Below are 26,163 nucleotides of genomic sequence, written 5' to 3'. Positions count from 1 at the left end.
TAAACGTGAGTTCAGAATTTGTAATTTCTATGGCGGAAAAAGCCGTATACGTAACGCTAATGATCAGCGGGCCATTATTGGCTATTGCTTTACTGGTCGGTTTAATCGTCAGCATATTTCAGGCGACAACTCAAATACAGGAACAGACTTTGGCGTTTATTCCGAAAATCGTGGCAGTTCTTCTGGCCCTGATTTTTTTTGGCCCATGGATGCTGTCTACCATTCTTTCATTTACAACAGAGCTGTTTTCTAATTTAAATCGTTTTGCAGGGTAATGTAGAGATGAATTCGATTATTGATTTATTTCCTGCTTTTTTATTGGTTTTTATTAGAATTTCTGCTTTTTTTGTAACGATTCCGCTATTCGGACACCGAAATGTACCAGCTGTTCATCGAATTGGATTTGCTTTTTTTCTCGCGGTCATTTGTTTCAGCACCATTGATAAACCTCCCTCTTTGGAGATAGATGGGCAATATATGCTCCTGGCGTTTAAAGAAGCTTTGGTTGGTCTCTGTCTGGGATTAATCGCTTATATGATGATCGCCGCAGTTCAAATTGCCGGCTCGTTTATTGATTTTCAAATGGGTTTTTCAATTGCGAACGTTATTGATCCGCAAACCGGAGCACAAAGTCCGCTGATCGGCCAGTTTATCTATACGATGGCACTTTTGTTTATGCTCAGTGTCAACGCCCATCATTTGCTGCTCGACGGTATTTATTACAGCTTTCAGTATATTTCAGTTGATCAGGCATTTCCGAATTTCGGCGATGAGAAGTTTGCTTATTTTATCGCCAAAAGCTTTAATGCGATGTTTATTATTGCTTTTCAAATGTCAGCACCTGTTGTGGCCAGTTTGTTTCTGGTTGACTTAGCATTAGGCATTGTGGCTCGAACTGTTCCACAATTAAATGTATTTGTGGTCGGTCTGCCCTTAAAGATCGCTGTCAGTTTCATCATGCTCATTGTGTGTATGTCTGTTATCTTCGTCGTTGTGCGGAATGTCTTCAGTTTAACGATTGAAACGATGCGGAATCTTTTAGCATTGGTCGGTGTTTCTTAATGAAGCTTAGAGTTGACCTGCAGTTTTTTGCGGGAGAGAAGACAGAAAAAGCCACTCCGAAAAAACGGCAGGATACGCGAAAAAAAGGACAGGTTGCCAAAAGCGCAGATGTCAATACTGCCGTTTCTTTATTAGTGATATTCCTTTCACTCATTGCGATTGGGCCGTTTATGAGGGACAGGCTGCTGTTATTTATAGAAACATTTTATACCAAGTCGCTCACAATGAAGCTCTCAGAATCAAATGTGCATATGCTGTTTATCAGCTTATTAAAGGATACGGCCTTTGTCCTTGCGCCGATTATGCTTGTCGCTCTTGTCGCAGGGGTCGTCAGCAACTACATGCAGGTGGGTTTCTTATTTTCTACAGAGGTCATAAAGCCTAAGCTTGAAAAACTTGATCCGATTAAAGGCTTTAAACGGATTTACAGCATGCGGGCAATAGTAGAACTGCTTAAATCCATTCTGAAAATCACTGTAGTCGGTTTTTCTGCTTTCGCTGTGCTTTGGCTGCATTATGGAGAAATTCTCCGGCTCCCGCTTCTGACACCCGAAGAGGCACTTTCTTTTGTTTCAAAACTCACCCTGTGGATGGGGCTGAGCGGTGCAGGGGCTTTGTTGATTCTTGCTGGTCTCGATTATTTATATCAAAAGTTTGACCATGAGAAAAACATTAAAATGTCAAAACAGGATATAAAAGATGAGTACAAAAAGTCTGAAGGAGACCCGATTATCAAGTCTAAAATTAAACAAAGACAGCGGGAAATGGCAATGAGGCGGATGATGCAGGAAGTTCCAAAAGCAGATGTCATTATCACAAACCCGACTCACTATGCGATTGCCCTGAAATATAACGAAGAAAAAATGGACGCTCCTTATATCGTTGCAAAAGGTGTTGACCACCTCGCGTTAAATATCAGGAAAATTGCGAAAGAGCATGATGTCATGATGGTCGAAAACAGACCGCTTGCCCGTGCGTTATATGATCAGGTAGAAATTGACCAGGCTGTGCCGGAAGAATTTTTTAAAGTCTTGGCTGAAATTCTGGCTTACGTATATAAAACAAAACAAAAAGTATATTGAATTTTTCGATTTAAAAGGAGAGAAAAAGCAGCATGTCAACAAGAGATTTATCCGTTTTAATAAGTGTTGTCCTCATTGTGGCAATGCTGGTGATTCCATTTCCTCCATGGCTGTTAAGTATTTTGATCATTATTAATATTTCTCTTGCATTGATCGTGCTTCTCACCACAATGAATATGCAGGAAGCGCTGCAGTTTTCGATATTCCCGTCACTGTTGCTGCTTTTAACCCTATTTCGTTTGGGCTTGAACGTCTCAACGACCCGTTCAATTCTTTCACATGGTGAAGGCGGAAAAGTCGTCGAGACGTTCGGAAATTTCGTTGTCGGCGGAAATGTATTAGTTGGACTTGTTGTATTTATCATCCTGATTATTATTCAGTTTATCGTCATTACGAAAGGTGCTGAACGTGTTTCCGAGGTTGCAGCAAGATTTACGCTGGACGCAATGCCGGGGAAGCAGATGAGTATTGATGCTGATTTAAACGCAGGGATGATTACCGAACAGGAAGCGAAGCACCGCCGCGAAAAAGTGGCAAGAGAGGCTGACTTTTATGGAGCAATGGACGGTGCCAGTAAATTTGTAAAAGGTGACGCGATTGCCGGAATCATTATTGTAATGATCAATATTATTTTCGGTATCGTTATCGGAATGCTTCAGCAGGGCATGTCCATTCAAGAGGCCGCTTCACAATTTACGATGCTGACTGTAGGGGATGGAATTGTTTCGCAAATTCCGGCGCTGTTAATTTCTACAGCTACGGGTATTGTCGTGACAAGAGCTGCCTCTGAAGGAAACTTAGGGCATGACATTACAGGGCAGCTGTTTGCTTATCCAAAGCTTTTATACGTCGCAGCATCTACAATTCTGCTTCTTGGTATTTTCACTCCGATTGGCATTTTTCTGACGGGACCGCTTGCAGGACTGCTTGCTTTCGGCGCTTATATGCTATCTAAATCAGGTAAGGAAAAAGAAGAAGTGGATGAGATTCTCGAGGAAGAGGCTGAGGTTGACGACCTTAAAAGCCCTGAAAGCGTTGTTCAGCTTCTGCACATAGATCCGATAGAATTTGAGTTTGGATATGGTATGATACCGCTTGCTGATGCCAATCAAGGCGGTGATTTATTAGATCGAATTGTGATGATTCGCCGTCAATTGGCTCTGGAACTCGGCCTTGTCATTCCTGTGGTGCGCATCAGAGACAATATAGCATTGCAGCCTAATGAATACCGATTAAAAATTAAAGGGAACGAAATAGCAAAAGGCGAGCTGTTGCTTGATCATTATTTAGCAATGTCGCCTACGCCGGAAGATGATCTCATTGAAGGGATTGAAACAGTGGAACCGTCATTCGGACTGCCGGCAAAATGGATTGGCGAATCGATAAAAGATGAAGCTGACATGCTTGGTTATACAGTTGTTGATCCTGCTTCAGTCGTTTCAACCCATATTACAGAGAAGATTAAGCAGTATGCCCACGAATTGATTGGGAGACAGGAGACGAAACAGCTGATCGATCACTTGAAAGAAACGTATCCGGTGCTTGTTGAAGAGGTTACGCCTAATCCGTTGTCTGTCGGTGATATTCAGAAGGTGCTGGCTAAGCTTTTAAAAGAAAAAGTTTCAATCCGAAACTTAGTAACGATTTTTGAAACGCTTGCTGATTATGGGAAATTAACAACAGATTCTGATCTTTTGACAGAGTATACAAGACAGGCACTGGCTAAACAAATAACAGCCCAGTTTTCCAAAGAAAATGAAGTGTTGAAGGTTGTTACTTGTTCGGGCCGTGTAGAAAAGGCAATAGCTGACGGTGTACAGCAAACGGAACACGGAAATTATTTGTCGCTTGAACCAGATATTTCAGAAAGTATTGTGCGCTCTGTCGCTAAAGAAGCCGAACAGCTCTCATTACGTCAGGAAACTGCGATTCTTCTTTGTTCGCCGCCTGTCAGAATGTATGTGAAACAGCTTCTTGAAAGATACTTCCCTGATCTTCCGGTACTCTCATATAACGAACTTGAGGCGAATGTTGAGGTACAAAGCATTGGAGTGGTGGATATTTAATGAAAATAAAAAAATTTACTGCTGCTTCAATGCAAGAAGCGGCACTTCTTATCAGAAAAGAGTTAGGTAATGATGCCGTCATCTTAAATTCGAAAAAGATTAAAAAGCGGAAATGGTTTGGACTCATCAACAAGCCTGCTGTTGAAGTAATTGCCGTATTGGATCAGGACTTTCCTAAGAAAAAAACACCTCAGAAGGAAGCTGAGCCGGAACAAACCTTAAAAACTCCGGTCAGCAGTCCGAAAATAGAGGAGAGGACATATCCCCCTCAATTTCCGCAGCAGCATGAGCCTGGTGATTTTTCAGTTTATCAATCTGTACTTCCTGAGCCGCTGCGAAAAACAGAAAAGCTTTTGCAAGAAAGCGGGATTAAAGAGTCAACGAAGACGAACGCACTGAAAAAACTGCTTCGCTGTTCTGTGGAAACGGGCGGTCTGACGGAAGAAAACGTGATCGGTAAACTCGAAGATATACTATGTGATACACTGCCTTCAGCAGACAAGTGGCAGGAGCCTATTCATTCAAAGTATATCGTGCTGTTTGGTTCAACGGGAGCAGGCAAAACAACAACACTGGCTAAGCTCGCAGCCATATCTATGCTTGAAAAACAGAAAAAAATCGCTTTTATTACAACAGATACGTATCGGATTGCAGCTGTTGAACAGTTGAAAACATACGCCGAACTGCTGCAGGCTCCTCTGGAAGTTTGTTACACAAAAGAAGAATTCGAGAAGGCGAAAGAGTTATTCACTGAGTATGACCATGTGTTTATTGATACAGCTGGAAGAAACTTCAAGGAACAGCGGTACATTGATGAACTGAAAGAGACAATCCCTTTTGAGAGCAGTATTCAGTCATTTCTCGTTTTATCCGCGACTGCAAAATATGAGGATATGAAGCATATTGTCAAACGGTTTTCATCTGTCCCTGTCAATCAGTTTATTTTTACGAAAATAGATGAAACTGCTTCCTTAGGTTCTGTATTTAATATACTTTCAGAATCCAAAATAGGTGTCGGGTTTATCACAAACGGCCAGAATGTGCCGGAGGATATACAGACTGTATCACCTCTTGATTTTGTAAGGATGCTGTGCAGATGAACAGATTTGACCAAGCAGCAACTTTACGGGCGAAAATGGAAAAGCGTCAGCGTGTTCTGCCAATGGTTTATTCACAAAAAGCAAAGACACTTGCTGTCATCAGCGGCAAGGGCGGTGTCGGGAAATCCAATATTACCTTAAACATGGCCCTTGCGCTGCAGGATAAAGGTAAGAAGGTACTGCTCATCGATCTTGATATCGGGATGGGGAACATTGATATATTAATGGGAAACTCATCGTCCGCCACAATTATCGATATATTAACCGATCGTAAACCTTTGATGCAGTCATTATCCACTGGGCCAAAGGGTTTGCGGTATATATCAGGGGGAACCGGTCTTGATGTGATGTTTCGGCTGGATCAGAGAAAATGGACGTTTTTTGCCAATGAGCTTTCTCATGCGTTAAGCCAGTTCGATTATGTCCTGTTTGACATGGGAGCGGGCTTATCAAAAGATCAGCTGCCTTTTATTTTATCAGCGGAAGATATTTTGATCGTAACAACTCCTGAACCGACGGCCATTATGGACGCATACAGCGCTGTCAAGCACTTAGTTTTGACAGAAAATAAGCTTTCAATGAAGGTGGCTGTCAATCGGTGCCGTGATCAAAAGGAAGGGCTGGAGGCTTTTACCCGCCTTGCCCGCACGATTCATATGTTTTTAGATGTTCAGGTTCAGTTTGCTGGTTCCATTTCTGACGATGCGATCGTGAGCAAAGCAGTTGTCGAACAGGTTCCTTTTTTCATAAAAAGTCCTCAGGCAAAAGCCAGCCGGTCAGTCCGTCTTTTAGCGGACGCCTTGTTTGAAAGAGAAGAAACAAGACACAAAGAAGACAAACAGACATTTATTGAGAAATTATCTTCTTTTTTAATGAGGAGGGCTTAATTTGATTCGTGTGCTTGTAGTTGATGATTCAGCTTTCATGAGAAAAATGATAAGTGATTTTCTAACCGAGGAAAAGCAGATAGAAGTAATCGGAACTGCGAGAAACGGAGAAGAAGCGCTTAAGAAGATCGAATTGCTAAAGCCGGATGTTATTACTCTTGATGTTGAAATGCCGGTCATGAATGGGACAGACACACTGCGCAAAATTATTGAGATTTATAACTTGCCGGTCATCATGGTGTCAAGCCAGACTGAGAAAGGAAAAGCGTGCACAATTAATTGTTTAGAGATCGGTGCCTTTGACTTTATTACAAAGCCATCGGGTTCTATATCTCTGGATTTGTATAAAATTAAAGAACAATTAGTTGAGCGTGTTGTCGCGGCTGGACTTTCCGGACAGAGGAAACATCCAGTATCACAGGCAGTGCGGCCTGAGCCTATAGTGCGTGCTGTAAAGCCTGAATTAAGCAAACTGAAAACAAGCACAGGCAGACAAATTGTGTGTATCGGCACATCAACAGGCGGTCCGAGGGCGTTACAAAAGGTGATACCGAAGCTTCCTAAGGATTTGAGCGCACCAGTGGTTGTTGTTCAGCACATGCCTGAAGGTTTTACTGCTTCTTTGGCTGAGCGTCTGAATCATTTATCTGACATTCAAGTAAAAGAAGCTAAAGATGGTGAAGCAGCTCTTAACGGTTGTGTTTACATAGCACCGGGCGGAAAAAACATATCTGTTATCAAAAACAGCGGGGGACTCCAGATCGTTCTTGATAATCTCGATACACCGAGCCGTCATAAACCATCAGCCGATTATTTATTCCGTTCTGTCGGTAAACTGGCAGACTATGAAAAAGTAGCGGTTATTATGACCGGGATGGGCAGTGACGGCACTGCCGGCCTCAAAGACATGCTTACGGCCGGCAATGTGAAAGCCATTGCGGAGTCTGAAGAATCTTGTGTCGTATATGGGATGCCAAAAGCTGCTGTTAAAGCGGGCCTCATTCATGAGATTAAACATGTGAAAGATATCGCAGCATCCATCACAAGCTGTGTGAAAAAAGAGAGGGTGTGATTCAAATGGATATGAATCAGTATTTAGATGTCTTTATTGATGAGAGTAAAGAACATTTACAAACATGTAATGAAAAGCTTCTCCTTTTAGAGAAAGACCCGACTGACCTTCAGCTCGTTCATGATATATTCAGGGCTGCCCATACATTAAAAGGAATGAGCGCAACGATGGGCTATACGGATTTAGCACATCTAACCCACCTGCTTGAAAACGTGCTGGATGCATTCCGAAACGGAGACATGGCAGTTACCGCAGACTGGCTTGATATTTTGTTTGAAGCTCTGGACCACCTGGAAGCTATGGTTCAGTCTATTATTGACGGCGGAGATGGTAAAAGAGATATCTCAGAAGTAAGCGCCAAGCTTGATGTTAATGGTGCGCATGCTGAAACGGCTGCTTCTGCGGAACCTGCAGAAGCACAGAGTTCAGCATCTGATTGGGAATATGACGAATTTGAACGGACTGTCATACAAGAAGCTGAGGAGCAAGGTTTTAAACGATATGAAATCAAAATTTCTCTGAACGAAAACTGTATGTTAAAAGCAGTTCGTGTATATATGGTGTTTGAAAAGCTTAATGAAGTCGGAGAAGTAGCCAAAACAATCCCAAGTGCGGAAGTGCTCGAAACAGAAGATTTCGGCACTGACTTTCAAGTTTGCTTCTTAACACACCAATCAGCGGAAGAAATTAAACAATTAATCAATGGAGTTTCAGAAATTGAGCATGTCGAAGTCATTCAAGGGGCTCCTTTAACATCAGCTGAAAAGCCGGAAGAACCTAAGTCGGCGGATTCACCAGCCCCTGTACCTGTTAAGCAGGAGAAACAAAAACAGCCTGCTAAAAACGATGACCAGGCGAAGCATACAGCCGGCGGATCTAAAACAATTCGTGTCAACATTGACAGACTTGATTCTTTAATGAACTTATTCGAAGAGCTTGTCATTGACCGCGGGCGTCTAGAGCAGATTGCAAAAGAGCTTGAGCACAATGAACTGACTGAAACAGTTGAACGAATGACCAGAATTTCCGGAGATTTGCAATCGATTATTCTAAATATGAGAATGGTTCCGGTTGAAACTGTTTTCAACCGGTTCCCGAGAATGATTCGCCAGCTTCAAAAAGAGCTGAATAAAAAAATAGAACTATCGATCATCGGTGCGGAAACTGAACTGGATCGAACAGTAATTGATGAAATTGGAGATCCTCTCGTGCACTTGATCAGAAACAGTATTGATCATGGTATCGAGTCTCCGGAAACACGCTTGCAAAAAGGAAAAACGGAATCGGGAAATGTTGTGCTGAAAGCCTATCACAGTGGCAACCATGTCTTTATCGAAGTAGAGGATGACGGTGCAGGCCTTAATCGTAAAAAAATTCTTGAAAAAGCGCTTGAGCGCAGCGTCATTACGGAAAAAGAAGCTGAAACCTTAGAAGACAATCAAATTTACGAATTGATCTTTGCTCCAGGGTTCTCAACTGCTGATCAAATTTCTGATATTTCCGGCCGCGGCGTCGGACTTGATGTTGTGAAAAATAAACTGGAGTCTCTTGGCGGTTCAGTCAGTGTAAAATCTGCAGAAGGCCAAGGCTCTCTATTCAGCATCCAGCTTCCGCTTACATTGTCCATTATTTCAGTTCTGCTGGTCAAATTGGAAGAAGAGATATTTGCCATTCCGATTTCTTCAATCATTGAAACAGCAGTTATTAACAGAAAAGACATTTTACAAACGCATGACCGTGAAGTGATTGACTTCAGAGGGCACATTGTCCCTGTCGTTTATTTAAAAGAAGAGTTTAAAATAGAAGATACAAGATTAGACGCGGAACAGCTCCATATCATTGTCGTGAAAAAAGGCGACAAACCTACTGCATTTGTGGTGGACTCCTTTATTGGCCAGCAGGAAGTTGTGCTGAAATCACTCGGAGATTATTTAACAAACGTCTTTGCAATTTCCGGAGCTACTATTTTAGGAGACGGAGACGTAGCGCTCATTATTGATTGTAATGCACTGATTATTTAACCATTCGAGGAGGTGTCTCACATGACTGCAGAAATTAAAACAGGCGAAAAAATGATTGTCTTTGTGGTAAATGGCAAAGAATATGCCATTTCCGTCACTCAGGTGAAATCAATTGAAAAATGGCAAAAGCCGACGAGAGTGCCTGGCGTCGAACCATATATTTGCGGGGTAATCAATTTGCGCGGGGTGGTGACTCCGGTTATTGATTTAAGAAAGCGCCTGAATTTGCCAGAGTATGAAATTACCGATGAAACACGAATTATCATTATTGCTTATCGTGATATTGAAGTCGGCTGGATTGTGGATGAAGCGAATGATGTGATTACCGTACACGAAAATGAAATAGAATCTGCTCCAGAAAGCGTCCAGAAAGATACAGATGTATCGATCGAACAGATTGTGAAACAAGAGAACAGACTTTTAAATATTATTGATGCGAACGCGGTTTTGGATAAAGAATCATCTCAGTCCGCTGTGCCCGATCAAGCTTAATCTTAAAGGGGTTATGACATGAGTATTTTTAATGGAATCAAAGAAGAGCAGATGGACATTTTGCGGGAAGTTGGCAATATTGGCGCCGGCCACTCCGCCTCTGCAATGGCCCTGCTGTTAAATAGAAAGATAGATATGGAAGTCCCGTTTGCAAAGCTGCTGTCTTTCGATGATCTTGTCGATTTTTTCGGCGGCGCCGATATCCCGGTTGCCAGCATCTTTTTAAGAATGGAAGGCGACTTAACGGGTTCAATGTTCTTTATAATGCCTTTTTATCAGGCGGAGCAGTTTATCAGAGAGCTGATTGGAAACCCCGAATTTGATATAGAGGACTTAGGTGAAGATCATATGAGCTCATCCGCTTTGCATGAACTGGGCAATATTTTAGCAGGATCATATTTAACAGCCTTGGCGGATTTGACGAAACTCCAGCTTTATCCAAGCGTTCCTGAAGTTTCATTGGACATGTTCGGCGCTGTGATCAGCGAAGGGCTGATGGAGCTCAGTCAGGTTGGAGAACACGCCATTGTTGTCGACACGTCAATTTTTGACCAAGGCCATCAGCAGGAGCTGAAAGCGCATATGTTTATGCTGCCGGACTATGATTCATTTGAAAAGCTCTTTGTCGCCTTGGGTGCATCAATATGAGTACAACTGAGGCTGTTGTTGTAAAGGTTGGAATTGCTGACGTAAAGATCGCCCGCTTTCCGGATACTATCCGGACCTCTGGTTTAGGATCATGTGTGGGGCTGGTGCTTTACGATAAAGAAAAGCAAACAGCGGGGCTTGTCCATGTTATGCTGCCGGATTCAACGTTATCGAAAACTGCCGAACTCAATCGGGCTAAGTACGCTGACACCGCCGTGAAAACCACAATTGATATGCTGGTAGAAGCGGGGTGCCGGAAATTTGCATTAAAAGCAAAGTTAGCCGGCGGATCAGAAATGTTTAAATTTAAATCGACAAATGATTTGATGAAGATCGGACCGAGAAATGTATTAGCGATAAAGGAACAGCTGTCTTTATATAAAATTCCCATCATTAGTGAAGATACGGGCGGCTCAAGCGGCCGGACGATAGAATTTGAACCGAAGTCCTGCATGCTGCATATTCGAACTGTTAAACAAGGTGAAAAAACGATTTAATTAAGGTATTAGGGGGATAACAATGCAATCCTTGAATTATGAAGATCAGGTGCTTTGGACGCGCTGGAAAGAGTGGAAAGATCCTAAAGCCGGTGACGATTTAATGCGCCGTTACATGCCGCTTGTCACATATCATGTAGGCAGAATTTCTGTCGGACTGCCAAAATCAGTGCATAAAGACGATCTTATGAGCCTTGGTATGCTTGGTTTATATGATGCCCTTGAAAAATTTGACCCCAGCCGGGACTTAAAATTTGATACCTACGCCTCGTTTAGAATTCGCGGTGCAATCATAGACGGGCTTCGTAAAGAAGATTGGCTGCCCAGAACCTCACGTGAAAAAACAAAGAAGGTTGAAGCGACAATTGAAAAGCTTGAACAGCGCTATCTTCGGAACGTAACGCCCGCAGAAATTGCAGAGGAACTCGGAATGACGGTACAGGATGTAGTGTCAACAATGAATGAAGGTTTTTTTGCCAATCTGCTGTCAATTGATGAAAAGCTTCATGATCAAGATGATGGTGAAAACATTCAGGTCATGATCAGAGATGACAAAAATGTTCCGCCTGAGGAAAAGATTATGAAGGATGAACTAATTGCACAGCTTGCCGAAAAAATTCACGAACTCTCTGAAAAAGAACAGCTGGTAGTCAGTTTGTTCTACAAAGAGGAGTTGACATTGACAGAAATCGGGCAAGTATTAAATCTTTCTACGTCCCGCATATCACAGATCCATTCAAAGGCACTATTTAAATTAAAGAATCTGCTTGAAAAAGTGATTCAATAATGAATTTCATGGTTAGCGAGTGAAAAACATGTCAACACTATTATGGCTTTTAAGCTTTGCGCTCCACGGCGTTCTTCTGTACGCTGTCATTATCCTGTATACGAGGCTCGCGGCTGTGAAAGAAACAGAAAAACAGCAAAAAAAGATACTTGAAGAGACGGAAAACACCTTAGCGGCATTTCTTCTTGAATTAAAAGAAGAAAATGAGAAACTGATAGAAAATACCGATTCACCTTCAAGCCAAGCCGAAAAAGAAACCCAAAAGTCAGACCTTCAGCGCTCTGAAAAATATGCAGAGCGGGATGCAGTTCAAGAAGAAGAAAATCTTCCTGAACATATTGAAGGCCTGATTACTGAGGTTGAGCGTCAGGAAGAGAGTGTAAACAGCGATGTCCAATCTTTTGAAGACCAGGTCATAGATTTATATGAACAGGGGTATTCAGCCAGTCAAATAGCTCAGAAACTGAAGAGCGGAAAGACAGAAATCGAGCTATTTTTAAAATTTCGCTCCAAAGGTGTAAAGGATTCTTGATTGTCGGATAAAGCTGTGTTATATTATGTCTTGGTGTTAAATACACACGCTTAACGATTTATGCAGAGGGTGCTGCAGGCGGCAGTTCTGCACAAAAATGACCTAAGCGGAGGAAAAAAACCATTATATTAGGAGGAAATAACATGTCAGTCATTTCTATGAAGCAATTGCTTGAAGCTGGTGTTCACTTCGGTCACCAAACACGCCGTTGGAACCCAAAAATGAAGCGTTACATTTTCACGGAGCGTAACGGAATCTACATCATTGACCTTCAAAAAACAGTCAAAAAAGTAGAGGAAGCTTACAACTTCACTAAAAATCTTGCTGCTGAAGGCGGAAAAATCCTTTTCGTCGGAACAAAAAAACAAGCTCAAGATTCTGTTAAAGAAGAAGCTCAGCGCTCTGGCATGTACTATGTCAACCAACGCTGGTTGGGCGGTACATTAACAAACTTTGAAACAATCCAAAAACGTATTAAACGTCTTAAAGACATTGAAAAAATGCAAGAAAACGGTACGTTTGAAGTACTTCCTAAAAAAGAAGTCGTTCAATTGAAAAAAGAATTAGAGCGTCTTGAAAAATTCCTAGGCGGAATTAAAGATATGAAGGATCTTCCTGATGCATTATTCATCATCGATCCTCGCAAAGAGCGCATCGCTGTTGCGGAAGCTCGCAAATTAAACATCCCTATCATCGGTATCGTAGATACTAACTGTGATCCAGATGAAATCGATGTTGTAATCCCAGCGAACGATGACGCTATCCGTGCTGTTAAACTTCTAACTTCTAAAATGGCAGATGCAATCCTAGAAGCGAAGCAAGGCGAAGAAGAAGCGGAAGTTGCTGAAGAAACTGCACCAGAAACAGAAACAACAACTGCGTAACCTATTTAAAAGGTGATAAGAGGGACTGCCTTTTATCACCTTTTTTCAAGAAAAATGTGTGATATACATACTCTTGTTTAAACATATAAGGAGGAATACAAATGGCAATTACTGCACAGCAAGTAAAAGAACTGCGTGAAAAAACTGGCGCGGGCATGATGGACTGTAAAAAAGCGTTAACTGAAACTGACGGAGATATGGATAAAGCAATTGACCTTTTAAGAGAAAAAGGAATTGCGAAAGCAGCGAAAAAAGCTGACCGTATCGCAGCTGAAGGTTCTACTATTATTAAAACTGACGGCAACAAAGGCGTTATCCTTGAAGTCAACTCTGAAACTGACTTCGTTGCGAAAAACGAAGGCTTCAAAGAGCTTCTTAACACTTTAGCTGACCATCTTCTTACAAATGCTCCAGCAGATGTTGAAGAAGCAATGGGTCAAAAAATGGAAAATGGCGCTACTGTTGAAGAGTACATCACAAGCGCAGTTGCTAAAATCGGTGAGAAAATCACTCTTCGCCGCTTTACAGTTCTTACAAAAGACGACAGCTCTGCATTCGGTGCTTACCTTCACATGGGCGGCCGCATCGGCGTATTAACTGTTCTCAACGGTACTACTGACGAAGAAACTGCGAAAGATATTGCAATGCACGTTGCTGCAGTTAACCCTCGTTATATTTCTCGTGATCAAGTATCTGAAGAAGAAAAAAATCATGAGCGTCAAATCTTAACTCAGCAAGCCCTTCAAGAAGGCAAACCTGAAAACATCGTAGCGAAAATGGTTGAAGGCCGTCTGAACAAATTCTTCGAAGAAATTTGTCTTTTAGACCAAGCGTTCGTTAAAAACCCAGATGAAAAAGTGAAACAAGTTGTTGCAGCGAAAAACGCAACTGTTCAAACTTTTGTCCGCTATGAAGTTGGAGAAGGCATCGAAAAACGTCAAGAAAACTTTGCTGAAGAAGTAATGAACCAAGTGAAAAAATAATGGCGAAAAGATTTCGCGGCCAAGTCGCGTCTTTTCAGGCAGTATAGGGGACACACTTTGTGTTCCCTATTTTTAAAACTATATTTACAAACCTTTTTTTCTCTTGCATAATAGAAAACGGCAATGTTTACACTTGGAGGTTATCATGGAAAAACCAAAATACAAACGTATCGTATTAAAGCTTAGCGGAGAAGCATTGGCAGGAGAACAGGGAAACGGAATTAACCCAACTGTCATTCAATCCATTGCAAAGCAAGTGAAAGAAATCGCTGAGCTTGAAGTCGAAGTGGCTGTTGTAGTAGGCGGAGGCAACTTATGGCGCGGAAAAACAGGAAGTGACCTGGGCATGGACCGTGCAACTGCTGACTATATGGGAATGCTGGCGACAGTTATGAATTCGCTTGCTCTTCAAGACAGCTTGGAAACACTCGGAATCCAGTCCAGAGTGCAAACATCCATTGAAATGAGACAAGTTGCTGAACCGTACATAAGAAGAAAAGCGATACGCCACTTAGAGAAAAAACGTGTCGTTATTTTCGCTGCGGGCACAGGAAACCCATATTTCTCAACTGATACGACAGCTGCACTGCGGGCTGCTGAAATTGAAGCAGACGTTATTTTAATGGCGAAAAATAATGTTGACGGTGTGTATAATGCTGATCCTAGAAAAGATGAAACAGCTGTTAAGTATGAATCGCTTTCTTATCTTGACGTTCTAAAAGACGGTCTGGAAGTCATGGATTCAACAGCATCATCTTTATGTATGGATAATGACATTCCGCTTATCGTCTTTTCTATTATGGAAGAAGGAAATATCAAACGTGCCGTTATCGGTGAATCAATCGGAACGATCGTGAGGGGGAAATAACGTGTCAAAAGAAGTATTAACTCAAACAAAAGAAAAAATGGAAAAAGCAATTGCTGCTTATCAGCGCGAATTGGCTACTGTACGTGCAGGCCGTGCCAATCCATCTTTATTAGATAAAGTAACGGTTGAATATTACGGAGCACAGACACCTTTAAATCAGCTGTCTTCTATTAACGTGCCTGAAGCTCGTATGCTTGTGGTAACGCCTTATGACAAAACAGCTATTGGTGATATTGAAAAAGCGATTTTAAAGGCTGACTTAGGCGTAACGCCGACAAGTGACGGGAATATGATCCGAATTGCAATTCCTGCGCTGACAGAGGAAAGACGGAAAGAATTAGTCAAAGTTGTAAAAAAATATGCTGAAGAAGCGAAAGTAGCTGTCCGAAATGTACGCCGCGATGCGAACGATGATCTCAAAAAGCTTGAGAAAAACGGAGACATTACTGAGGATGAACTGCGTGCTTCCACTGAAGACGTTCAAAAACTGACAGATGAATATGTGTCAAAAATTGACGGTGTCACAAAAGACAAAGAAAAAGAAATCATGGAAGTTTAATGAAAAACTATGTACAATAGATAATAGTGAAAAGACCCTCTCATGTTTACAGGGGGTTTTTTTGTTAATACTGTTGATTATCAGCAGGGAATGCAACCTTTTTGGGTGACGGAGGAATCTCATGCTCAACATACTCAAAAATTGGAAGAATCAGCAAACTGCGGCTTCCAACTTAGAACGTTATACAAAAGAAGACATACTTAAGGGAGAAATTCCCGAACACATCGCCATTATCATGGATGGAAATGGCCGTTGGGCTAAAAAACGCTCTCTTCCCCGAATTGCAGGCCACCATGAAGGGATGAAGGTGGTAAAAAGGACAACGAAGCTTGCGAACGAACTAGGTGTCAAAGTACTGACATTGTATGCATTTTCAACAGAGAACTGGAAGAGGCCGAAAATGGAAGTCGATTTTTTAATGAAGCTTCCGGAAGAATTTTTAAATACGTATCTTCCAGAGCTTATTGAGGAAAATGTACGGGTTCGGATCATAGGAGATGAAACGGCTCTGCCGGCGCACACCTTACGTGCAATTGAAAAGGCTGTACAGGATACGGCGCAAAACGACGGAATGATCCTTAATTTTGCTCTCAATTATGGAGCCCGTACTGAAATTGTCACTGCTGCAAAATCGCTCGCGGAAAAAGTGAAGGAAGGGTCTTTGAATATTGAAGACATTGATGAATCTCTTTTTTCTAATTATTTAATGACTGAATCTTTGCAGGATCCTGAACTTTTAATTCGAACGAGCGGGGAGATCAGACTGAGTAATTTTATGCTATGGCAGGTTGCCTACAGCGAATTTGTCTTCACTGACGTCCTGTGGCCTGACTTTAAAGAAGATCACTTCTTAGAGGCGTTAGGAGAGTATCAGCGGAGGGGCCGGAGGTTTGGCGGAATTTAGAGGATGGTGGACATGAAACAAAGAATTTTGACAGGTGTTCTGGCAGCAATTGTATTTTTATTTTTGGTTATTGTCGGGAAATTGCCGTTCACCATATTAGTTTATGCTATGGGCAGTGTAGCGCTTTTTGAACTATTACGGATGAAAAAGCTGAGAATGGTTTCACTGCCAGGTTTGATCGGTCTTTTATTATTGTGGATGTTCTTATTGCCAAGCCAGTATTCGTTTTTAGAGGCGGACGGTATTTCAAAAGTGGAAGTCGCTTTGTTCGCGGTACTGCTTTTGCTGACTTACACAGTGTTGGTGAAAAACACCTTTACTTTTGATGAAGTCGGGTTTATTACGCTTGCAGCAATTTACATTGGAATGTGTTTTCATTATTTTATAGAAATCAGAAATCTTGACCAATATGGGTTAACATACATTTTTTACGCGTGTGTTGTGATTTGGTCTACTGATTCCGGTGCATATTTTGTCGGGAAAGCGCTGGGTAAGCGAAAACTGTGGCCTGAAATCAGTCCGAATAAAACAGTGGAAGGATTCGCAGGCGGAATTGTCATCGCACTTGTACTTGCGACGATTTTTCAACTTGTTGTACATCTTCCGATCCCGTATATCTATCTGCTGTTGATCACACTGTTTTTATCCATTTTCGGACAACTTGGAGATTTAGTGGAATCCGCCTTGAAAAGACATTACGATGTTAAGGATTCTGGGAATATTCTCCCGGGTCATGGCGGTATCTTGGACCGTTTTGACAGTTTTTTGTTTGTCATGCCTTTCTTGTACTTTCTGCTTGCCCTTTTTTCATAAAAAAGTCTAATATGAATATGAGAATGATTATGCAGCAAAAAGAATAGGAGTCGTGGCACTTTGAAAAATATTTGTCTTTTAGGAGCAACAGGATCAATCGGCGAACAGACGCTTGACGTATTACGTACGCATCAAGATCAATTTCAGCTGGTATCTATGTCGTTTGGCAGAAATATTGATAAGGCTGTTCCGATGATTGAGGCTTTTCAGCCGAAGTTTGTCTCTGTCGGTGATCTGGATACATATCATAAATTAAAACAAGTTTCTTTTTCATTTGCTTGCCAAATCGGGCTTGGAGAAGAAGGCCTGATTGAAGCGGCAGTTATGGAGGAAGTTGATGTTGTTGTCAATGCCTTGCTCGGAAGCGTCGGTCTTATCCCGACGTTAAAGGCAATTGAACAGAAAAAAACAATTGCGCTTGCAAATAAGGAAACTCTTGTCACTGCCGGGCATATAGTTAAAGAACATGCTAAGAAATACGATGTTCCGCTGCTGCCTGTTGACAGTGAGCATTCGGCAATATTTCAAGCACTCCAAGGCGAACAGGCAAAAAATATTGAACGCCTCATCATTACAGCCTCCGGCGGAAGCTTTCGGGACAAGACGCGGGAGGAGCTCGAATCAGTAACAGTTGAGGACGCATTAAAACATCCGAATTGGTCAATGGGTGCAAAAATTACGATCGATTCGGCTACAATGATGAATAAGGGATTAGAGGTAATCGAGGCACATTGGCTTTTCGATATCCCATATGAACAAATTGATGTGGTTTTACATAAGGAGAGCATCATCCATTCAATGGTTGAGTTTCATGACAAAAGTGTGATCGCACAGCTTGGAACTCCTGATATGAGGGTTCCAATTCAATATGCCCTAACCTATCCTGACCGGTTGCCATTACCAGATGCCAAAAGGCTTGAATTATGGGAAATCGGTTGCCTTCATTTTGAGAAAGCTGATTTTGACAGGTTCCGATGCTTACAATTTGCGTTTGAATCAGGTAAAATGGGAGGAACAATGCCGACAGTGTTAAATGCAGCAAATGAAGTAGCTGTCGCTGCCTTTTTAGCCGGTAAGATACCGTTTTTGGCTATTGAAGACTGTATCGAAAAGGCACTATCCCGCCATCAGGTAATGAACAAACCGAACCTGGCGGACATTCAAGAAGTGGACAAAGATACCCGGGGATACGTCAATTCAATACTCACATAAGGTGGTATGTTCGTGAATACAGTTATAGCGTTTATTATTATTTTCGGAACGCTCGTTTTCTTCCATGAACTGGGTCATTTATTGCTAGCCCAAAGAGCGGGAATTCTCTGCCGTGAATTTGCGATCGGATTCGGTCCGAAGATCTTTTCTTTCAAAAAAAATGAAACAGTTTATACCATCAGGCTGCTTCCGGTCGGCGGATTTGTCCGTATGGCTGGCGAAGATCCGGAAATGATTGAGGTAAAACCCGGTTACACGGTCGGGCTTCTGTTTAATAAAGACAATCAAGTTGAGAAAGTCATCATCAATCAAAAGGAAAAATACCCGGATGCTTTAGTCATTGAAGTAGAAACTGCGGATTTAGAGCATGACATGAAGATCACCGGCTATGAACAGGGGAAAGAAGATGAACTTTCCAGCTTTACCGTCAGTGAAACATCCTTTTTCATTGTAGACGGAGAAGAAGTGCAGATTGCGCCGTATAATCGCCAATTTGGTTCCAAACCTGTGTGGCAGCGAATTAAAGCGATTGCTGCAGGGCCGATTATGAACTTTATTTTAGCTTACGTCATTTTAGTGATGCTTGGGCTGATTCAAGGCGTGCCGTCAAATGAGCCTGTGCTCGGGCAGCTGACTGACAATGGACGGGCGGCCGAAGCGGGGCTAAAAGAAGGGGATTATATTCAAAGCATTAACGGAGAGAAAATGAGGTCTTGGACGGACATTGTCTCTGCTGTAAAAGAAAATCCGGAAAAAGAAATGGACGTTGCAGTAAAAAGAGATAACAAAACGCTTCATATTTCAGTGACTCCGGAAGCTGTTAAAGATGAGAACAAAAAAATAATCGGGCGTTTCGGTTCCTATGCGCCGACTGAAAAAGGCGTTCTCTCAGCAGTTGCTTACGGCGCGACATCAACAGTTGATGTCACTAAAGCCATTTTAACCAACTTAAGCAAATTAGTAACAGGCCAATTTAAACTTGATATGTTGTCAGGTCCTGTCGGCATATATGACATGACAGACCAGGTGGCGAAAACAGGGTTAGTGAACTTATTCCAGTTTGCTGCGTTTTTAAGCATTAACCTTGGGATTGTCAACCTGCTTCCGATTCCGGCACTTGACGGAGGAAGGTTGTTATTTCTATTTATTGAAGCGATTCGGGGCAAACCGATTAACAGGGAAAAAGAAGCATTTGTTGTGTTTATCGGAGTAGCTTTCTTAATGCTTCTTATGCTGGTTGTCACATGGAACGATATCCAGCGGCTGTTCTTGTAAACGAAAAGTAAATCAATCAGAGGTGCGAAGAAATGAGACAAAGCTTGACGCTTATTCCTACGCTCCGTGAAGTTCCAGCTGATGCCGAAGCAAAAAGCCATCAGCTTCTTCTGAGAGCAGGATTTATCAGACAGAATACGAGCGGGGTATACAGCTATATGCCTCTTGCGTATAAAGTGATTCAAAACATTCAGCAGATTGTTCGTGAAGAAATGGAGAAAATAGATGCCGTGGAAATGCTTATGCCCGCATTGCAGCAGGCTGAGACATGGCAGGAATCAGGCAGATGGTATACGTATGGTCCTGAACTGATGAGACTAAAAGACCGTCATGGCCGTGAATTTGCTTTAGGGGCAACGCATGAAGAAGTTATCACTTCACTTGTTCGCGATGAGGTTAAATCTTATAAGCGTCTCCCTCTGACTCTGTATCAAATTCAGTCTAAGTTCAGAGATGAAAAACGTCCACGCTTCGGTTTGTTAAGAGGCCGCGAATTTATTATGAAGGATGCGTATTCTTTCCATGCATCTGAAGAGAGCCTGGATAATACGTATCAAAAAATGTACGAGGCTTATTCTAATATTTTTGCCCGTTGCGGCATTAATGTAAGACCTGTCATCGCCGATTCAGGCGCAATGGGAGGAAAGGATACGCACGAGTTTATGGCACTTTCTGCAATCGGAGAGGATACGATTGCGTATTCTGATGAATCACAGTATGCGGCTAATATCGAAATGGCTGAAGTTCTTTATCAAGAAGTCCCTTCTGATGAAGAGCCTCAAGCTTTAGAGAAAGTCCACACGCTTAACGCGAAAACAATCGAAGAACTGACTGCGTATTTACAGGTTTCCGCTGAAACCTGCATGAAGTCCGTGCTGTTTAAAGCAGATGACCGTTTCGTCTTAGTGCTTGTAAGAGGGGACCATGAAGTTAACGAGATTAAAGTGAAAAACTTGCTTCATGCGGAAGTTGTGGAGCTTGCCTCACAAGAAGAGGTTATTCAGCAGCTTGGAACAGAACCCGGTTTTGTCGGCCCTGTCGGTGTCAAACAAGATGTTGAAGTATATGCCGATCATGCTGTGAAAGCAATGGTCAATGCTGTTGCCGGTGCAAATGAAGGAGATCATCACTATAAAAATGTCAACGTAAATCGTGACGCGCAAATTAAAGAATTTGCTGATCTTCGTTTTATTAAAGAGGGTGATCCTTCACCAGACGGCAAAGGTACAATCCGTTTTGCAGAAGGAATCGAAGTCGGACAAGTCTTTAAGCTTGGAACACGCTATTCAGAAGCGATGAATGCGACATACTTAGATGAAAACGGTCGCGCACAACCAATGCTGATGGGCTGTTACGGAATCGGTGTATCAAGAACGCTTTCTGCTATTGCTGAACAGCACCACGACGATAAAGGATTGATATGGCCAAAAAGCATTGCGCCGTACGATCTTCATATTCTTGCTTTGAACGTGAAAAACGATGGGCAAAGAGAGCTTGCTGAAAAGCTGTATGCCGATTTAAAAGCGGAAGGCTATGGAGTGCTCTATGATGATCGTGCTGAGCGCGCCGGTGTAAAATTCGCTGATTCAGATCTCATCGGCCTTCCAATCCGCATTACTGTCGGAAAACGTGCGGACGAAGGAATTGTCGAAGTGAAAATCCGTAAAACGGGTGAGTCAACTGAAATTTCAGCAGACGAACTATCTGCTTTTATCAGCAAGCAGTAATCACCATAACGATTTATCAAAAAACATGTTAAAATAGAAATAAGTGAAGGTACCTCATTTGCCTGAGGTACCTTCACTTATGAAGTTTTTAGGGAGGGGTACTGTCTTAATGGAACAGTTATCAGTAAACAGAAGGCAGTTTCAAATTCTTCTGCAGCAGATTAATATGACAGATGATACCTTCATGACATACTTTGAAGATGGCGAGATCAAAAAGCTGGCGATACACAAAGCGTCTAAGTCTTGGCATTTTCATTTTGAATTTAAATCTTTGCTGCCTTTTCAAATATATGACACATTAACAACGAGGCTGACGCAATCGTTTGCCCACATAGCAAAAGTTACATCTTCAATCGAAGTGCAAGATGCCGAGGTCAGCGAAAGTCTAGTACAAGATTACTGGTCACGCTGTATTGAAGAACTGCAAGGCATTTCACCGCCGATTATCAGTCTTTTAAACCAGCAAAAACCGAAATTGAAAGGCAATAAACTGATTGTCAAAACAAAAACGGACACGGAAGCGGCTGCTCTTAAGAACAAATATAGTTCTATGATTCAAGCCGGATACCGTCAATTTGGTTTCCCGGACCTTCAGCTTGATGCCGAAATCTTTGTATCCGAGCAAGAAGTTCAAAAGTTTCGGGAGCAAAAGCTTGCGGAAGACCAAGAGCGGGCCATGCAGGCGCTGATTGAAATGGAGAAGAAAGATAAAGAAAGTGATGAAGATCAAATACCATCTGGGCCTCTTGTCATCGGTTATCAAATTAAAGATAACGAAGAAATCCGGACACTTGACAGCATCATGGACGAAGAACGGAGAACTACGGTCCAGGGTTACGTGTTTGATGTGGAGACACGAGAGCTGAAAAGCGGGCGTACGCTGTGTATCTTCAAAATTACAGACTACACAAATAGTATTTTAATCAAAATGTTTGCACGTGAAAAAGAAGATGCGGCACTGATGAAGTCTCTGAAAAAAGGAATGTGGGTAAAAGCACGCGGCAGCATTCAAAATGACACTTTTGTCAGAGATCTCGTCATGATCGCAAATGACGTAAACGAAATGAAAGCAAAAACCCGTGAAGATTCTGCATCTGAAGGAGAAAAAAGAGTGGAATTGCATTTGCATTCCCCAATGAGCCAAATGGATGCTGTTACGGGTGTCGGAAAGCTTGTCGAACAGGCAAAAAAATGGGGGCATGAGGCCATCGCTTTGACTGACCATGCTGTCGTTCAATCCTTCCCTGATGCGTATTCTGCCGCAAAAAAGCATGGAATTAAAATGATTTACGGGATGGAAGCGAATCTCGTTGATGATGGCGTGCCAATTGCTTATAACGCTGCACATCGGTTGCTTGAGGAAGAAACATATGTTGTTTTTGACGTCGAGACGACAGGACTGTCTGCTGTATACGATACCATTATTGAGCTGGCTGCAGTAAAAGTAAAAGGCGGAGAAATTATTGATAAATTTGAGGCGTTTGCGAACCCGCATCGTCCGCTTTCAGCCACAATCATAGAGCTGACCGGCATCACCGATGATATGCTTCGCGACGCTCCGGATGTCGTAGATGTCATAAGAGATTTCAGAGAATGGATCGGCGATGATATCCTTGTCGCTCATAATGCAAGTTTTGATATGGGATTCTTAAACGTAGCTTATAAAAGGCTTCTTGAAGTCGAAAAAGCTAAAAACCCAGTCATTGATACGCTTGAGCTTGGCCGTTTTCTCTATCCGGAATTTAAGAACCACCGTTTGAACACACTTTGTAAAAAGTTTGATATCGAACTGACACAGCACCACCGTGCGATCTACGATACTGAGGCGACTGCTTATTTGCTCCTGAAAATGCTGAAGGACGCGGCTGAAAAAGGCATTCAGTACCATGATGAGTTAAATGAAAATATGGGTCAGTCCAACGCTTATCAAAGATCGAGACCTTATCACGCAACATTACTTGCTGTGAACAGCACGGGGCTTAAAAATTTATTTAAGCTTGTGTCACTCTCTCATATCCATTATTTTTACAGAGTGCCTCGTATCCCGAGATCTCAGCTTGAGAAATATAGGGAAGGGCTTCTGATCGGTTCAGCCTGTGACAGGGGAGAGGTTTTTGAAGGAATGATGCAAAAATCGCCTGAAGAGGTGGAAGATGTCGCGTCATTCTATGATTATCTCGAAGTTCAGCCGCCTGAAGTGTACCGTCACTTGCTAGAGCTTGAACTGGTCCGCGATGAAAAATCGCTTAAAGAAATTATTGCAAATATCACGAAACTGGGTGAAAAGCTAAATAAACCGGTTGTTGCTACGGGAAATGTTCATTACTTGAATGACGAGGATAAAATCTACAGAAAGATTTTAGTATCCTCTCAAGGCGGGGCAAATCCGCTGAACAGACATGAACTGCCGAAAGTGCATTTCAGAACGACAGACGAAATGCTTGAAGCATTTTCTTTCTTAGGCGAAGAAAAAGCGAAGGAAATCGTTGTCGCCAATACCCAAAAGGTTGCTTCTTTAATCGATGACATCAAGCCAATTAAAGATGATTTGTATACACCGAAAATCGAAGGCGCTGATGAAGAGATCAGAGAAATGAGCTATCAGCGTGCAAGAAGCATTTACGGCGAAGAGCTGCCTGAAATTGTGGAAGCGCGGATTGAAAAAGAATTAAAAAGTATCATTGGCCATGGCTTCGCTGTTATTTATTTGATCTCTCACAAACTTGTAAAACGTTCACTAGATGACGGATATCTCGTAGGTTCCCGTGGTTCCGTAGGCTCCTCATTAGTTGCGACGCTTACTGAGATCACTGAGGTCAACCCGCTGCCGCCGCATTATGTATGCTCTGAGTGCCAGCATTCTGAGTTCTTTAATGACGGGTCTGTCGGTTCCGGTTTTGACCTGCCTGACAAGATATGTCCTCATTGCGGAACGCCTTTGAAAAAAGACGGCCATGATATTCCGTTTGAAACATTCTTAGGATTTAAAGGGGACAAAGTACCTGATATCGATTTGAACTTTTCAGGGGAATATCAGCCGCACGCACACAATTACACAAAAGTATTGTTCGGAGAAGACAATGTATATCGTGCAGGAACGATAGGAACAGTTGCAGAAAAAACAGCTTACGGATATGTAAAAGGCTATGCCGGGGACCACAATCTCCACATGCGCGGGGCCGAAATAGATCGGCTCGTACAGGGATGTACAGGTGTTAAACGTACGACCGGACAGCACCCTGGGGGTATTATCGTTGTCCCGGATTATATGGACATTTATGATTTTTCACCAATTCAGTTCCCGGCGGATGCCACAGGTTCAGAGTGGAAAACCACTCATTTTGATTTCCACTCCATCCATGACAACCTGTTAAAACTCGATATTCTCGGACACGATGACCCGACCGTTATTCGGATGCTTCAAGACTTAAGCGGAATTGATCCGAAAACCATTCCAACAGATGATCCTGAAGTGATGAAAATCTTCCAGGGAACCGAATCACTCGGTGTTACAGAAGAACAGATCGGCTGTAAAACGGGTACCCTGGGAATTCCTGAATTCGGAACCCGATTTGTGCGGCAGATGCTTGAAGATACAAAGCCGACAACTTTTTCCGAGCTCGTTCAGATTTCAGGCTTATCTCACGGAACGGATGTATGGCTCGGCAATGCACAAGAGCTCATCCACAATAATATTTGTGAACTGAGTGAGGTTATCGGCTGCCGTGATGACATTATGGTTTATTTAATCTATCAAGGCCTTGAGCCATCCCTTGCCTTTAAAATCATGGAATTTGTGCGTAAAGGAAAAGGATTAACGCCTGAATGGGAAGAAGAAATGAAAAATAACAATGTCCCGGACTGGTATATTGATTCTTGTAAAAAGATTAAATACATGTTCCCGAAAGCCCACGCCGCGGCTTATGTATTAATGGCGGTCCGCATCGCTTACTTTAAAGTGCATCACGCGCTTTTGTATTATGCGGCTTATTTTACCGTTCGTGCAGACGACTTTGATATCGATACAATGATCAAGGGTTCTACAGCAATCAAAGCCGTAATGGAGGATATTAACGCTAAAGGGCTTGATGCTTCACCGAAGGAAAAAAACCTTCTCACTGTGTTAGAATTAGCGCTTGAAATGTGTGAGAGAGGCTATACATTCCAAAAAGTCGATTTATATCGCTCCAGTGCTGCAGAGTTTATTATAGACGGCAACAGCCTTATCCCGCCGTTTAACTCCATTCCTGGATTAGGAACGAACGCTGCTCTGAATATTGTAAAGGCTCGTGAAGAAGGCGAATTCCTCTCTAAAGAAGATTTGCAAAAGAGAGGGAAAGTGTCAAAAACGATTTTAGAGTATTTAGATCGCCATGGCTGCCTGGAATCACTGCCTGATCAAAACCAATTGTCACTGTTTTAATATAGAAGCAGAATTTCTCAGGAAATTCTGCTTCTATGCATACATAAGCGCAAAAAGTGACATTGTAACATAAGAGTCTCTGTCATTTGCTTAGGTGAAGGTAAGTGTATATCCATTTGCAATAAAAATATGGTTATGGTATAGTTTTATTGGAAATGCTAACGATTACCGAGGCAAAGAGTGGGGAAACCCGCTCTTTTGTATTGAACAGGAGAATTTTGTCTCGACATGTTCATCGTTTACTTTTAAGCCCCTGCTCTTTTGAAGCA

General features: G+C 42.3%; 23 protein-coding genes. All 23 read left to right on the top strand.

Translation table 11 applies throughout. The annotated features are described in order from the left end of the window. The first annotated feature begins 5 nt into the window (after positions 1 to 5). A complete protein-coding gene (fliQ, locus tag ACY3LV_RS08010; RefSeq protein WP_003220888.1) occupies positions 6 to 275 on the top strand; it encodes a flagellar biosynthesis protein FliQ in 270 nt (89 codons plus the stop codon). Between the two features lie 7 nt (positions 276 to 282). Continuing rightward, positions 283 to 1,062, top strand: a complete 780-nt coding sequence (gene fliR / locus ACY3LV_RS08005) for a flagellar biosynthetic protein FliR (protein ID WP_003238525.1) — start codon at positions 283 to 285, stop codon at positions 1,060 to 1,062. Further along, positions 1,062 to 2,144, top strand: a complete 1,083-nt coding sequence (gene flhB, locus ACY3LV_RS08000; protein ID WP_148961821.1) for a flagellar biosynthesis protein FlhB — start codon at positions 1,062 to 1,064, stop codon at positions 2,142 to 2,144. Before fliR ends, flhB begins: the two co-directional genes overlap by 1 nt. Positions 2,145 to 2,176: 32 nt before the next feature. After that, a complete protein-coding gene (gene flhA / locus ACY3LV_RS07995; protein WP_464863616.1) occupies positions 2,177 to 4,210 on the top strand; it encodes a flagellar biosynthesis protein FlhA in 2,034 nt (677 codons plus the stop codon). Next, the gene (locus tag ACY3LV_RS07990; protein ID WP_333560426.1) at positions 4,210 to 5,310 is read left to right on the top strand and encodes a flagellar biosynthesis protein FlhF; all 1,101 of its coding nucleotides are present in this window, start codon (positions 4,210 to 4,212) and stop codon (positions 5,308 to 5,310) included. Before flhA ends, ACY3LV_RS07990 begins: the two co-directional genes overlap by 1 nt. Then, positions 5,301 to 6,197 (top strand): flagellum location/number ATPase FlhG, encoded by an 897-nt coding sequence (flhG, locus tag ACY3LV_RS07985; protein WP_333560425.1) that lies wholly within the window; start codon positions 5,301 to 5,303, stop codon positions 6,195 to 6,197. Before ACY3LV_RS07990 ends, flhG begins: the two co-directional genes overlap by 10 nt. Before the next feature lies 1 nt (position 6,198). Continuing rightward, a complete protein-coding gene (cheB, locus tag ACY3LV_RS07980; RefSeq protein WP_148961817.1) occupies positions 6,199 to 7,269 on the top strand; it encodes a protein-glutamate O-methylesterase CheB in 1,071 nt (356 codons plus the stop codon). A gap of 5 nt (positions 7,270 to 7,274) precedes the next feature. Continuing rightward, the gene (gene cheA / locus ACY3LV_RS07975; protein WP_148961816.1) at positions 7,275 to 9,290 is read left to right on the top strand and encodes a chemotaxis protein CheA; all 2,016 of its coding nucleotides are present in this window, start codon (positions 7,275 to 7,277) and stop codon (positions 9,288 to 9,290) included. A 21-nt stretch (positions 9,291 to 9,311) separates the two neighbouring features. Beyond that, on the top strand, positions 9,312 to 9,782 hold the full coding sequence (cheW, locus tag ACY3LV_RS07970; protein WP_087991619.1) for a chemotaxis protein CheW: 471 nt from the start codon (positions 9,312 to 9,314) through the stop codon (positions 9,780 to 9,782). Between the two features lie 18 nt (positions 9,783 to 9,800). Then, complete coding sequence (gene cheC / locus ACY3LV_RS07965) at positions 9,801 to 10,430, top strand: CheY-P phosphatase CheC (RefSeq protein WP_087991620.1); 630 nt, start codon at positions 9,801 to 9,803, stop codon at positions 10,428 to 10,430. After that, complete coding sequence (cheD, locus tag ACY3LV_RS07960) at positions 10,427 to 10,927, top strand: chemoreceptor glutamine deamidase CheD (protein ID WP_087991621.1); 501 nt, start codon at positions 10,427 to 10,429, stop codon at positions 10,925 to 10,927. The genes cheC and cheD overlap by 4 nt, the downstream gene beginning before the upstream one ends. A gap of 22 nt (positions 10,928 to 10,949) precedes the next feature. Continuing rightward, the gene (gene sigD, locus ACY3LV_RS07955) at positions 10,950 to 11,714 is read left to right on the top strand and encodes an RNA polymerase sigma-28 factor SigD (RefSeq protein ID WP_010331078.1); all 765 of its coding nucleotides are present in this window, start codon (positions 10,950 to 10,952) and stop codon (positions 11,712 to 11,714) included. A gap of 28 nt (positions 11,715 to 11,742) precedes the next feature. Continuing rightward, entirely contained in the window at positions 11,743 to 12,246 is a 504-nt protein-coding gene (locus ACY3LV_RS07950; protein WP_148961814.1) for a Swarming motility protein SwrB, read from the top strand. Between the two features lie 143 nt (positions 12,247 to 12,389). Further along, the gene (gene rpsB / locus ACY3LV_RS07945) at positions 12,390 to 13,130 is read left to right on the top strand and encodes a 30S ribosomal protein S2 (RefSeq protein WP_039073975.1); all 741 of its coding nucleotides are present in this window, start codon (positions 12,390 to 12,392) and stop codon (positions 13,128 to 13,130) included. Positions 13,131 to 13,231: 101 nt separating this feature from the next. Beyond that, complete coding sequence (tsf, locus tag ACY3LV_RS07940) at positions 13,232 to 14,113, top strand: translation elongation factor Ts (protein WP_087991624.1); 882 nt, start codon at positions 13,232 to 13,234, stop codon at positions 14,111 to 14,113. A gap of 145 nt (positions 14,114 to 14,258) precedes the next feature. After that, positions 14,259 to 14,981 (top strand): UMP kinase, encoded by a 723-nt coding sequence (pyrH, locus tag ACY3LV_RS07935; protein ID WP_039073977.1) that lies wholly within the window; start codon positions 14,259 to 14,261, stop codon positions 14,979 to 14,981. 1 nt (position 14,982) lies between these two features. Then, positions 14,983 to 15,540: a ribosome recycling factor gene (gene frr, locus ACY3LV_RS07930; protein WP_087991625.1), complete on the top strand. Its 558-nt coding sequence runs from the start codon at positions 14,983 to 14,985 to the stop codon at positions 15,538 to 15,540. 121 nt (positions 15,541 to 15,661) lie between these two features. Beyond that, on the top strand, positions 15,662 to 16,444 hold the full coding sequence (locus tag ACY3LV_RS07925; RefSeq protein ID WP_333560424.1) for an isoprenyl transferase: 783 nt from the start codon (positions 15,662 to 15,664) through the stop codon (positions 16,442 to 16,444). 3 nt (positions 16,445 to 16,447) lie between these two features. Continuing rightward, positions 16,448 to 17,257, top strand: coding sequence for a phosphatidate cytidylyltransferase (gene cdsA / locus ACY3LV_RS07920; protein ID WP_333560423.1), 810 nt, complete (start codon positions 16,448 to 16,450; stop codon positions 17,255 to 17,257). Positions 17,258 to 17,317: 60 nt separating this feature from the next. Continuing rightward, positions 17,318 to 18,469: a 1-deoxy-D-xylulose-5-phosphate reductoisomerase gene (dxr, locus tag ACY3LV_RS07915; RefSeq protein WP_148961811.1), complete on the top strand. Its 1,152-nt coding sequence runs from the start codon at positions 17,318 to 17,320 to the stop codon at positions 18,467 to 18,469. A gap of 6 nt (positions 18,470 to 18,475) precedes the next feature. After that, a complete protein-coding gene (gene rseP, locus ACY3LV_RS07910; protein WP_333560422.1) occupies positions 18,476 to 19,744 on the top strand; it encodes an RIP metalloprotease RseP in 1,269 nt (422 codons plus the stop codon). A gap of 32 nt (positions 19,745 to 19,776) precedes the next feature. Continuing rightward, a complete protein-coding gene (proS, locus tag ACY3LV_RS07905; protein ID WP_333560421.1) occupies positions 19,777 to 21,471 on the top strand; it encodes a proline--tRNA ligase in 1,695 nt (564 codons plus the stop codon). Positions 21,472 to 21,580: 109 nt separating this feature from the next. Further along, entirely contained in the window at positions 21,581 to 25,894 is a 4,314-nt protein-coding gene (locus ACY3LV_RS07900; RefSeq protein ID WP_333560420.1) for a PolC-type DNA polymerase III, read from the top strand. The last annotated feature ends 269 nt before the right edge of the window (positions 25,895 to 26,163 follow it).

The sequence above is a fragment of the Bacillus sp. 11C genome, assembly GCF_055486375.1.
Note: the sequence above shows the minus strand (reverse complement) of the source record. Positions and strands in the feature narration are given on the sequence as shown.

Coding starts and splice junctions, on each gene's coding strand:
- ACY3LV_RS07950 (WP_148961814.1), top strand. CDS start 11,743: ATGTCAACACTATTATGGCTTTTAAGCTTTGCGCTCCACGGCGTTCTT.
- fliR (WP_003238525.1), top strand. CDS start 283: ATGAATTCGATTATTGATTTATTTCCTGCTTTTTTATTGGTTTTTATT.
- rseP (WP_333560422.1), top strand. CDS start 18,476: ATGTTCGTGAATACAGTTATAGCGTTTATTATTATTTTCGGAACGCTC.
- ACY3LV_RS07900 (WP_333560420.1), top strand. CDS start 21,581: ATGGAACAGTTATCAGTAAACAGAAGGCAGTTTCAAATTCTTCTGCAG.
- cheW (WP_087991619.1), top strand. CDS start 9,312: ATGACTGCAGAAATTAAAACAGGCGAAAAAATGATTGTCTTTGTGGTA.
- sigD (WP_010331078.1), top strand. CDS start 10,950: ATGCAATCCTTGAATTATGAAGATCAGGTGCTTTGGACGCGCTGGAAA.
- rpsB (WP_039073975.1), top strand. CDS start 12,390: ATGTCAGTCATTTCTATGAAGCAATTGCTTGAAGCTGGTGTTCACTTC.
- cdsA (WP_333560423.1), top strand. CDS start 16,448: ATGGTGGACATGAAACAAAGAATTTTGACAGGTGTTCTGGCAGCAATT.
- flhA (WP_464863616.1), top strand. CDS start 2,177: ATGTCAACAAGAGATTTATCCGTTTTAATAAGTGTTGTCCTCATTGTG.
- proS (WP_333560421.1), top strand. CDS start 19,777: ATGAGACAAAGCTTGACGCTTATTCCTACGCTCCGTGAAGTTCCAGCT.
- cheD (WP_087991621.1), top strand. CDS start 10,427: ATGAGTACAACTGAGGCTGTTGTTGTAAAGGTTGGAATTGCTGACGTA.
- ACY3LV_RS07925 (WP_333560424.1), top strand. CDS start 15,662: ATGCTCAACATACTCAAAAATTGGAAGAATCAGCAAACTGCGGCTTCC.
- ACY3LV_RS07990 (WP_333560426.1), top strand. CDS start 4,210: ATGAAAATAAAAAAATTTACTGCTGCTTCAATGCAAGAAGCGGCACTT.
- cheA (WP_148961816.1), top strand. CDS start 7,275: ATGGATATGAATCAGTATTTAGATGTCTTTATTGATGAGAGTAAAGAA.
- pyrH (WP_039073977.1), top strand. CDS start 14,259: ATGGAAAAACCAAAATACAAACGTATCGTATTAAAGCTTAGCGGAGAA.
- flhB (WP_148961821.1), top strand. CDS start 1,062: ATGAAGCTTAGAGTTGACCTGCAGTTTTTTGCGGGAGAGAAGACAGAA.
- cheC (WP_087991620.1), top strand. CDS start 9,801: ATGAGTATTTTTAATGGAATCAAAGAAGAGCAGATGGACATTTTGCGG.
- tsf (WP_087991624.1), top strand. CDS start 13,232: ATGGCAATTACTGCACAGCAAGTAAAAGAACTGCGTGAAAAAACTGGC.